Raw genomic sequence first — 8447 nt, 5'->3', positions numbered from 1 at the left:
GGCGTGATGGAGCAGCGCCTGGCTGACCGAACCGAGCAGCATCCCGGCGAAACCGCCGTGCCCCCGGGCTCCGGTGATCACCAGCTGGGCCTCCCGGGTCGCGTCCAGCAGGGCGTGACGCACCCGGGCCCGTTCCAGCCGGAGCTCCACCGCGACCCCCGGATGCGCGGCCCGCCCCGGCGCCACCGCCTCCTCCAGCACCCGCCGGTGCCGCTCCACGAGCTGGTCGAGATCCACCACCACGCTCAACGGATCGGCCGGGGCCTCGTACGGCGTCGGCTCGCTCCAGGTGTTCCACACGTGCATCGCGACCAGCGGGGCCCCGCGCAGCGCGGCCTCGGCGAAGGCGAAGGACGCCGCTGCGTCACCGACCGGGGAGCCGTCCACCGCGAGCAGAACAGGACCCTGCGGATCGTCCCGGCCGCGGACCACCATCAGCGGGCCGTGCCCGTGCGCCGCCAGCTGCAGTGCGGTCGAACCCAGCAGCAGAGCCCCGAACGCGCTGTGCCCCCGCTCGCCGACCACCGTCAGCACCGCGTGCCGCGCCTCGCTCCGCAGCACCGTCAGCGTGTCGCCGGACGCCACGGTCCGGTTGACCTCGAGCCCCGGCGTACGGTCATGGGCACGCTGCTCCGCCTGCGCCAGCACCCCGTGGATCATCGGGTCCAGGTCGGCCGGCCGGCTGAAGGCGTGCACGATCCGCAGCCGCGCGCCACGCAGCCGCGCCTCCCTCGCCGCGACATCCACCGCGGCGAGGCTGGACGGCGAACCGTCCACTCCGACGATCACCGTGTCGTCCACGTCACACTCCCGTCCCTGGCAGTGCGTGCGGGTACCCACGACGGACGGCGCGTACGCGTCATCCCGCCCACCGGGCCCTCACGAAGGCTCTCAGCTGCGCGAACACGGTCACCCCGTGGATCCTTTCCGCCGCACCGGGCGTTGTCCATCCGTGACAACACCCATGTTCCGGCCGTTTGGCGGGATGGCACCATTACCCCCGTGGGGGTGGACCACCAGTGCCGTGGGGACGGCCGGTCCGACACCCCGCACCGGATGACATCAGAAGAATCGGGAAGGGGACGGGCTGTGCCTGCTCCACGGATGAGCGCGACGCCGCTGCCCGGCATCGGCGTGAAGTACGACCTCACCACGCGTGAGCACGAGCACCTGTCCGTGATCGCGCACCGCGACGGTGCCCGCACGGTCAACGTCTACCGCTCCGACGACCCGGACGCCTGTGCCCGGTCGCTGCGCCTGACCATCGCCGAGTCGGCCGCGCTCATCGACGCGCTGATGCCGGCCCACCACAGCCCCAACCTGCTGCACACCACCGACCTGGGGCTGGTCGCCGAACGCATCGAACTGTCCTCGGTCTCCCACTGGAACGGCCGGCTGCTGGGCGAGACCCGGATACGCACCGACACGGGAGCGTCCATCGTGGCCGTACTGCGAAGGGCCGAGGCGATCCCGTCGCCCGCGCCGGACTTCCGGCTGGCCGGAGGGGACACACTGATCCTGATCGGCACCCGCGAGGGCATCGACGCCGCCGCCTCGATTCTGGGTCGGGAGTGAGCGCGTGCACTCTTCCGCGACCTTCCTGATCGAATTCGGCGCGATCATCCTCGGGCTCGGTCTGCTGGGCCGCCTCGCCGGACGTCTGCAGTTCTCCCCGATCCCCCTCTATCTGCTGGCCGGCCTCGCGTTCGGCGAGGGCGGGCTGCTCCCGCTCGGCGCGAGTGAGGAGTTCGTGGCGATCGGCGCCGAGATCGGCGTGATCCTGCTGCTGCTCATGCTCGGCCTCGAGTACACGGCCAGCGACCTGGTCTCCAACCTCAAGACCCAGTACCCGGCCGGCCTCGTGGACATGACGCTGAACGCGCTGCCGGGCGCCGCCCTCGCCCTGCTGCTCGGCTGGGGCCCGGTCGCCGCGGTGGTGCTGGCCGGCGTCACCTGGATCTCCTCCTCCGGTGTCATCGCCAAGGTGCTCGGCGACCTCGGCCGGCTCGGCAACCGCGAGACGCCGGTGATCCTCAGCATCCTGGTGCTCGAGGACCTGGCGATGGCGGTCTACCTGCCGATCATCACCGCCCTGCTGGCCGGCGTGAGCATCGCCGCGGGCAGCGTCACCCTGGGCATCGCGCTGGGCGTCGCCGGGCTCGTGCTGTTCGTCGCCGTCCGTTACGGGCGGGTCATCTCACGGTTCGTCTCCAGCGACGACCCGGAGAAGCTGCTGCTGGTCGTGCTGGGGCTCACCCTGCTGGTCGCGGGACTGGCCCAGCAGCTCCAGGTCTCGGCGGCCGTGGGCGCGTTCCTGGTGGGCATCGCCCTGTCCGGTGAGGTCGCCGAGGGCGCGCACAACCTGCTGGCGCCGCTGCGTGACCTGTTCGCCGCGGTGTTCTTCGTCTTCTTCGGTCTGCACACCGACCCGCAGTCCATCCCGCCGGTGATCCTGCCCGCCCTCGCGCTGGCCGTCGTCACCGCGCTGACGAAGATCGCCACCGGTTACTGGGCCGCCCGCCGGGCGGGGATCTCGCCCAAGGGCCGCTGGCGCGCGGGCGGCACCCTGGTGGCGCGCGGCGAGTTCTCGATCGTCATCGCCGGCCTCGCGGTCACCGCCGGCATCGAGCCGGACCTCGGCCCGCTGGCCACCGCGTACGTGCTGGTCCTGGTCGTCCTCGGCCCGCTCACCGCCCGCTACACCGAGCCCCTCGCACTGCGCCTGACCGCACTGCGCACGGCGTCGGCCGACATCACGCCCGCGCGGAGCGTGACGCCGGCCGCGGAGACGCTGGAACCGGTGGAGGACAGCGGCGTCGAACGCTGAACCGCCCGGGGGCGCCGTCCGCCGGAACGGACGGCGCCCCTCTCCGCGGTGCCGCGCGGGACGGCCCGGCCCGCCCGCGAGGCGAGGAGCCGCCGGCCCGCCCTAGCTCTCCAGCCGGACCGGCATCAGCAGCGAGAACGTGTGCTCGTCGTCCGGCCGGCGGACGGCGAGGGGCGCGGTGGGGGCGCCGAACTCCAGGACCAGCCGGTCACGGGCCCCCGCGGTCAGCGCCTCCAGCAGGAACGCGCGATTGACGGCGACGAAGTCCCGGCCGGCGGCCCCGTCCCCGGTGACGGCGACCGACCCGTCGTCCGACACCTCCAGCACGCTCAGCTCGCCCAGCCCCCCTTCCTGCTCGCGTACGGGACCGGTGCGCACCGCCTCCAGGAACGCCGGTACGTCCACAAGAGCGCGCCGCCCGGCCGGGAGGCGGACCAGACGCCGGTAGTCGGGGAAGTCGTGGCCGAGGCACCGGCCGGCCGTCTGCCGGTCCCCGGCCTCGAGGGTCACGCGGTCGCCGTCCAGGACGAGCCGCACCTCCTGATCGCCGTCCAGCAGCGCCCGCATGGCGTCGGCGAGCGGCAGCGGCACGGTTGTCCGCACGTGTGGCCCGTCGTGCCCGTCGGCGCCCGGGTGCGCCACGGCCATCCGGTACCGGTCGGTGGCCACCAGACGCAGTCCGCCGTCGTCGAGGTCGAGATGGATCCCGCCGAGCATCGGCAGCTCCGGGTCGGTGCCGGCCGCGAACCGGACCGCGTCCAGGGCGGCGGCCAGCCGGGGGCCGGAGAGGGCCAGCCGGACGGTGGTGTCGGTACGGGGTGAGGTCATGGGGTTCTCCCTTTGGTCCAGTAGGGCTCGGAGCGCGGAGAACTCGGCACGGGCGTCGGTCAGCCCTTCTTCCAGCCGGCGCAGATGCGCCTGGAGGAGCTGCCGTACGAGATCGGTGTCGGCGCCCGTCCAGCCGGCCAGCACCAGCCGGATGTCCGCCAGCGGCATGCCGGCCCGGCGCAACCGGGCCAGCACCCTGGCTTCGTCCAGCTGCCCGGGCGCGTACCAGCGGTAGCCGCTGACCGGATCCACCCGGTCGGGAACCAGGACACCGGCACGGTCGTAGAACCGCAGGGCACTCACGCCCAGCCCGCTGTCCCGGGCCGTCTCACCGATGCTGTACATCTCGCTCTCGCTCTCCACACCCACGACCCTGGCCCCTCGACAAGGTCGAGGGTCAACCCCGGCCCGGCACGCAGCGGCGGCCGGTCACCGCGCCCGGTTCCGGCTGCGGGTCCTGATCCGGAACACGGTCAGTCCGACCGCGCTGAACGCGGAGGCCCAGAGCAGACCGAGGGCGAGATGTCCCCACAGGGCGGTGTCCCCGAAGGCGCCGCCCGCCGCGAACTGCATGGGGCCGAAGGAGGGGAACCACTGCAGCAAGGGCTCGTTGGCCAGTGGATTGCCCAGCGGGTTCTGCAGGAAGGTGTCCATCAGCCCGCCCATGATGATGAGGAAGAAGCCCTCCAGATCACGCTTGACCACGACGCCCAGCAGCAGGCCCAGCGCGCCGTAGGTGAGGGCGATGACGGTGAATCCCGCCAGCACGGCGGACCAGCCGCCCACCGAGGGGCGCCAGAAGACCAGCACGGCCAGCGCGGTGTAGAGGGCGACAGCGGTGGCGACGACCACCATGGCCAGGGTCTTGGCGCCGATGAGCGTGGCCTGCCGGTAACCGGCGAACACGAGCCGCCGGTCGAACGCCAGGGCCTTGCGTACGGCGTCGAAGACCACGAAGCCGGCGATCATGGTGACGCAGTTGAGCCCGGCCGTGATCAGCGTGAGCCGGCCGCCGTCGACGCTCAGCACCTCACCGGTCGAGTACAGCCTGAAGTCCAGCACCTCGCCCGAGGCCATCGCGTTCATCAGCAGGTACCAGGCGGGCACGAACAGCGCCAGCAGCAGTCCGGCGAGCCGGTTGCGGGTCTGGTCGCGCACCGAGAAGCGCAGGGCGGTGGGGAACTGCCGGAACGGCGGCCGGGACCGCGCGGTGTCAGATGTCCGCATGGCGGGTCTCCTCCGTCCCCGCGGCGTTTGCGACACGTGTGACGAGCCTTCCGTCGACGAGGTCGGCGAGGAGGTCGAAGCGCTCCTGCTCGAAGACGAGATGGGTGATGACCACGACCGCCCTGCCGCGGGAGCGCAGGTCCTCGGCCAGCTCCCAGAAGCGCAGGTAGGTCTCCCAGTCGAACCCCTGGTAGGGCTCGTCCAGCAGCAGTACGTCCGGGTCGTGCAGGAGCGCCAGGGTGAGGTTGAGCTTCTGCCGGGTGCCGCCGGACAGCTCTCCGGCCACCGTCCCCAGGTACCGCTCGTAACCCAGCCGCCCGGCCAGTTCGTGACCGCGCTCCAGACCGGGCAGCCGCCGGGCGGCGGCGAAGTACCGCAGATGCTGTTCCACGGTGAGGCTGTCGTTGAGCACGGGCTCCTGCGGGCAGTGGCCGAGCGTCCCGTGGCGGCTCACCTCCCCGCGGTCCGCGGCGAGGACACCTGCCAGCGCTTTGAGCAGCGTCGATTTCCCGGCGCCGTTCTCGCCCACCACGGCGACGAGCTGCCCGGACGCGACGCTGAGGTCGGCACCGCGCAGGACCTGGTGGGCGCCGTAGGACTTGTGCAGGCCGCGCGCTTCGAGCGCGGGTGGTGCGAGTGCGAGTGCGAGTGCGGTTGCGGACGGCATGCGAAGTCTCCCTAAGCTCTGGGGGGCGCCTCTCCCGGTGCGGCCGCGTTCAGCCCGCCCGCGTAGATGCCGAGCAGCTCGGGGGCCCAGCGGGCCATGCCGTCGGCGGACAGCGGATCGGTTCCCAGGACGTCGGCGAGGTGGTCGCGCAGCAGGAAGACCGCCAGGTCGTTGGCGAGCAGCAGGGCCGCGCGGACGGCCGGGTCCCGGCCCGGGGCGGCCAGCCCCGCCGCGGACAGCTCGTCCAGCGCCCGGCGGCTCAGCTCGAACAGTTGCCGGAACAGCATCCGGCCGGTGTCCGACCCGGTGAGCAGCAGGCGGCGCAGATAGCCGGGCAGGGGCGAGCCGGCCGGCAGATGCCGGGCGAACGCCTCGCTCAGCGACGCCGCCCCGGCGCCCGGGTCGAGCGGTTGCCCGCCGGTGCCGGCGGTCAGCTCGCGGAGCATCCCCTCGAACACGGTCAGGACGTACTGGTCGACCTCCTGCCGCAGTCCGTCCTTCGACCCGAAGTGATGCACCACCAGTCCGGCCGACACGCCGGCCGCACCGGCGATCTGCCGAACGGTCACCGACTCCGGCCCCCGTTCGGCGAACATCCGCAGTGCCTCGTCACGGATGACGGCCCGGGTGGTCCGGTCGTCCTGGATTGAACGCATGTGCAGCATGCTAAACGATTGTTCAGTGCCGTGTCCACGCCGCCGCCCGGCCTCGGCCCGGTCGGGTGACGGCTTCACCCGACCGGGCGGACCCGGAGCCATCGGCGTACCACCGGCGCACGGCGGCGCGTTGCTCCGGCATGGACAGCACTGGGACGGCGCGGCGCCTTCTCGGGCACGACGCCGCGCGCCGGCCGTACGCCGAACTCACCAGCGGGTACGGGGGCCACACGCCGATCTACACGGCGCTGATCGCGGAGTGGCGGGCCAGGGGCTCACGGTCCCGGAGCACCGCGACGGCCTGTGGGCCTCCTTCGCCGCCCCGACCGTGAGCGAGCGTGCGACGGTACCGCCCGTGCCCTTCCTCGTCCCCGTCCCCCTCCTGGGGCCGGCCGCCGGGGACGGCCGGCTCACCAGCCGTCCGGCCCCGCCTGCTCCGCGCTGACCGGCGCCAGCACGGCGAGCGTGCCGGTCGCCTTGCGCAGGGCCGTCTCGAGCGGGCCGGGGGAGTGCAGGGCGCCACTGCCGTCCGGAGGGACGAGCCACTCCAGCCGGCCCGCGGGCCGGTACGGCGGCGGTACGGCGACCCAGGAACCCCGGCCGACGTGCCGCACCCCGAATCCCACCCATTCACTGACCGGATCGGGCGGCAGGAAGAACCCCACTCTGCGAGCCGTGATGTCCACCAGCGTGGGCCCGGGCGCCTTCAGGGGGTCGCGCCACAGGATGTCCAGGGCGAGAAGCCCGAGCCGGTCGGGCACGCTGAGCACATCCCAGTACCGGCCCGCCGCGAGCAGCGCCGTCCCCCTGCCGTGATCCCACTCGCGCTTGCACTCCTGCGGGTCCGTGGCCGCCGCGGCCAGCCACTCGACGGCTTGCTTCCACGTGACGCTGTGCATGTCCCCACCCCGGGCGCGTTCGGCGCGCCGCTGCGGGCGCGTGCGGTACGGGCCATGCTCGTAGATATTTCTATCCACCGGAAGGGTGGCGCGGGCTGGCGTTTTCGGTCTCCGGGTCCGGAACGCCCCCGGAGTCCGAAAACGCCCCCGAAGCCGGTGCGGAAACCGGTCGGGGGCGTTCGAAACGGTGTACGGGACGGGTCAGTCGGTGCGCTCCGCGCGCTCCGCGTCCCGCTTCTTGATGCGTGCCGTCTCCTTGCGGACCTCGGCCTGGGTGGCACGCTCCCGCTCGAGCCACTCGGGGCGCTCCTGCTTGAGCTCCTCGATCCGGTCGGTGGTCAGGGGCTCGGTGACTCCGCCGCGCGCCAGACCGGCGATGGACACGCCGAGCTTCGCGGCGACCACCGGACGGGGGTGCGGGCCGTCGCGCCGCAGGTCCCGCAGCCACTGCGGCGGGTCCGCCTGGAGCGCGTTCAGCTCGGCGCGCGAGACCGCACCCTCCCGGAACGCGTCGGGGGTGGCCTCGAGGTACACACCCAGCTTCTTCGCCGCGGTCGCGGGCTTCATCGTCTGGGCGCTCTGGTGTTGCGTCATGGAGCCCAGGGTATCGAGCGTGTGCGCGACCGCCGACCACGGCCGGTAACCTGGCCCGGTGACAGGCTCGGCAGTGCCCCCCTCGTTCCGGCTCGTGTACGTACCCGGCGTGATGCCCGGCAAATGGGTACGCATCTGGAACGAGCGGTTCCCCGGCGTCCCGCTGACCCTCACCCAGGTGCCCCCGGCGGCGGCGCGGGATCTGCTGCTGGGCGGCGACGCCGACGCGGGCCTCGTCCGGCTGCCCGTCGACCGTACGGTCCTCAGCGCCATCCCTCTCTACACCGAACAGACGGTCGTCGTGGTGCCGAAGGACCATCTCGTCACGGCGGCCGACGCGGTGTCCCCGGAGGACCTGGCCGACGAGATCGTGCTGCACCCCCTCGACGACGTCCTCGAGTGGGAGAGCCTGCCCGGCCGGCCCGCCCTGGAGCGGCCCGCCACCACCGCGGACGCGATCGAACTCGTCGCGGCGGGGATCGGCGTGCTCGTGATGCCGCTGTCGCTCGCCCGGCTGCACCACCGCAGGGACCTCACCCACCGGCCGCTCGAAGCCGCTCCCGAGTCGGGCGTGGCCCTGGCCTGGCCCGAGGCGGCGACGACGGACCGGGTGGAGGACTTCATCGGGATCGTCCGGGGCCGGACCGTCAACAGCACCCGCGGCCGCGCCCAGCCGCCGGCGCGGGAGAAAAAGCGCGAACGGACCGACGCCGGCCCCCGGCGCGCGCAGCAGGGCGGCGGATCCGGCG

General features: G+C 73.1%; 10 protein-coding genes. 3 read left to right on the top strand and 7 right to left on the bottom strand.

The genetic code is table 11. The features are described 5' to 3' along the window. A partial coding sequence (locus B9S61_RS05420) for a universal stress protein (protein WP_181007257.1) occupies positions 1-801 on the bottom strand: 801 nt, incomplete at its 3' end. A gap of 303 nt (positions 802-1104) precedes the next feature. Here B9S61_RS05420 and B9S61_RS05415 point away from each other — a divergent pair. Together B9S61_RS05415 and B9S61_RS05410 are read left to right on the top strand one after the other, a co-directional pair. Continuing rightward, positions 1105-1575 carry a cation:proton antiporter regulatory subunit gene (locus B9S61_RS05415; RefSeq protein ID WP_181007258.1) on the top strand — a complete coding sequence of 157 codons (471 nt, stop codon included), beginning with the start codon at positions 1105-1107 and terminating at the stop codon, positions 1573-1575. 4 nt (positions 1576-1579) lie between these two features. Next, a complete protein-coding gene (locus B9S61_RS05410) occupies positions 1580-2827 on the top strand; it encodes a cation:proton antiporter (RefSeq protein ID WP_103541161.1) in 1248 nt (415 codons plus the stop codon). A gap of 102 nt (positions 2828-2929) precedes the next feature. Here B9S61_RS05410 and B9S61_RS05405 read toward each other — a convergent pair whose 3' ends face one another. The 6 genes from B9S61_RS05405 to B9S61_RS05375 form a co-directional block, all read right to left on the bottom strand. Next, positions 2930-4000 carry a MerR family transcriptional regulator gene (locus B9S61_RS05405; RefSeq protein WP_103541165.1) on the bottom strand — a complete coding sequence of 357 codons (1071 nt, stop codon included), beginning with the start codon at positions 3998-4000 and terminating at the stop codon, positions 2930-2932. Positions 4001-4084: 84 nt separating this feature from the next. Continuing rightward, positions 4085-4882 carry a hypothetical protein gene (locus B9S61_RS05400; protein ID WP_103541160.1) on the bottom strand — a complete coding sequence of 266 codons (798 nt, stop codon included), beginning with the start codon at positions 4880-4882 and terminating at the stop codon, positions 4085-4087. Beyond that, positions 4869-5549 (bottom strand): ATP-binding cassette domain-containing protein, encoded by a 681-nt coding sequence (locus tag B9S61_RS05395; protein WP_103541159.1) that lies wholly within the window; start codon positions 5547-5549, stop codon positions 4869-4871. The genes B9S61_RS05400 and B9S61_RS05395 overlap by 14 nt, the downstream gene beginning before the upstream one ends. A gap of 11 nt (positions 5550-5560) precedes the next feature. Further along, positions 5561-6205 carry a TetR/AcrR family transcriptional regulator gene (locus tag B9S61_RS05390; RefSeq protein ID WP_103541164.1) on the bottom strand — a complete coding sequence of 215 codons (645 nt, stop codon included), beginning with the start codon at positions 6203-6205 and terminating at the stop codon, positions 5561-5563. 410 nt (positions 6206-6615) lie between these two features. Further along, on the bottom strand, positions 6616-7104 hold the full coding sequence (locus B9S61_RS05380) for a hypothetical protein (RefSeq protein ID WP_103541158.1): 489 nt from the start codon (positions 7102-7104) through the stop codon (positions 6616-6618). 201 nt (positions 7105-7305) lie between these two features. Further along, complete coding sequence (locus tag B9S61_RS05375) at positions 7306-7698, bottom strand: DUF5997 family protein (RefSeq protein ID WP_103541157.1); 393 nt, start codon at positions 7696-7698, stop codon at positions 7306-7308. A gap of 58 nt (positions 7699-7756) precedes the next feature. On the opposite strand from B9S61_RS05375, the gene B9S61_RS05370 reads away from it, so the two are divergent. After that, on the top strand, positions 7757-8447 hold a 691-nt coding region (locus B9S61_RS05370; RefSeq protein WP_103541163.1), incomplete at its 3' end, for a LysR family transcriptional regulator substrate-binding protein.

The organism is Streptomyces sp. SM1 (genome assembly GCF_002910825.1).
In the GTDB taxonomy this organism is placed as follows: Bacteria; Actinomycetota; Actinomycetes; order Streptomycetales; family Streptomycetaceae; genus Streptomyces; species Streptomyces okerensis.
Note: the sequence above shows the minus strand (reverse complement) of the source record. Positions and strands in the feature narration are given on the sequence as shown.

Coding starts and splice junctions, on each gene's coding strand:
- B9S61_RS05415 (WP_181007258.1), top strand. CDS start 1,105: ATGAGCGCGACGCCGCTGCCCGGCATCGGCGTGAAGTACGACCTCACC.
- B9S61_RS05405 (WP_103541165.1), bottom strand. CDS start 4,000: ATGTACAGCATCGGTGAGACGGCCCGGGACAGCGGGCTGGGCGTGAGT.
- B9S61_RS05400 (WP_103541160.1), bottom strand. CDS start 4,882: ATGCGGACATCTGACACCGCGCGGTCCCGGCCGCCGTTCCGGCAGTTC.
- B9S61_RS05395 (WP_103541159.1), bottom strand. CDS start 5,549: ATGCCGTCCGCAACCGCACTCGCACTCGCACTCGCACCACCCGCGCTC.
- B9S61_RS05390 (WP_103541164.1), bottom strand. CDS start 6,205: ATGCGTTCAATCCAGGACGACCGGACCACCCGGGCCGTCATCCGTGAC.
- B9S61_RS05380 (WP_103541158.1), bottom strand. CDS start 7,104: ATGCACAGCGTCACGTGGAAGCAAGCCGTCGAGTGGCTGGCCGCGGCG.
- B9S61_RS05375 (WP_103541157.1), bottom strand. CDS start 7,698: ATGACGCAACACCAGAGCGCCCAGACGATGAAGCCCGCGACCGCGGCG.